The sequence below is a fragment of the Flavobacterium sp. FPG59 genome (assembly GCF_002150205.1).
GTDB lineage: Bacteria > Bacteroidota > Bacteroidia > Flavobacteriales > Flavobacteriaceae > Flavobacterium.
On the sequence record NZ_MTCA01000412.1, the window covers coordinates 1 to 880 of the forward strand.

An 880-nucleotide genomic window follows, 5' to 3' on the forward strand; every position below is an offset into this window, starting at 1 on the left:
TTTCTATATTTTTAGTGAAAATTATATAAATATGGTCAAACTCTCCGCAAACTAATTCTAATTCATTTAATTTTCTTGCGATTCGTTGACCAATTGAATTTGTATCTTCTGTAGTTTTATAAACATTGCCAATAATTCCATTAAAATCTCCGACAAAATCCTTCGGTTTTTCTTCGTAATAGCGAATGTCTTTTATTATTCTGTCGGTTAATTTCATACGATTTTTCGGATAATAGCCACTAACGTTCTCGCGCTACACGCGGTTTGGGACTAAATTAGCGCTATTTTTCGGATTAGTCAAAAACTGCCAAATACAAAACCAATTTCCCATTAAGCCAATTACCCAAATCGCTTGTAGCGTGTGTTAGCGGTAGTGCCTTTACTCTACGATATTTTTATAATTCTGTTCTTCTAATTTTCCAAATCTATAATAAGTTCTTAGTTCTTCAGAAAACATTCCTATATTTTCTGTTTTGGTTTGTAGAAAAAAATATTTTTTATACTCTCCATCTTTTTTATAAATCTCGATATAATTCTTAACACCATTTGATTTTTTACGTTCCCAAGCTCTTGTATTACTGTTAAATTTTCCACGAAAATAATCACTTAGGATGCCTATTTTTTCTATTTCGTGAATTGTGTAAACATCAAGATTACAAGTGATTTTTTCTGAATCTATAATTAAATTGCCACTATATTCTCCATTTGAGGTTTCGCATATTAAAAAGTTACTTATCATAAAATAAACAGAATATATAAAAGTAATTATCACAAATACAAATCCAAGTAATTCGAGATTCTCTTCATATGAGGTAAATCCTGATTTCGTTGTATAGATTAAAAAAGTAATTGACCATAAAAGCATTAAACTAAATAAACG

2 protein-coding genes are annotated in these 880 nt (G+C 29.0%); both read right to left on the reverse strand.

Translation table 11 applies throughout. The features are described from left to right. On the reverse strand, window positions 1-217 hold a 217-nt coding region (locus FPG59_RS16355; RefSeq protein ID WP_140344734.1), incomplete at its 3' end, for a hypothetical protein. A 162-nt stretch (window positions 218-379) separates the two neighbouring features. Beyond that, window positions 380-880: hypothetical protein (locus FPG59_RS16360; protein ID WP_217875974.1), on the reverse strand; the 501-nt coding region annotated here is incomplete at its 5' end.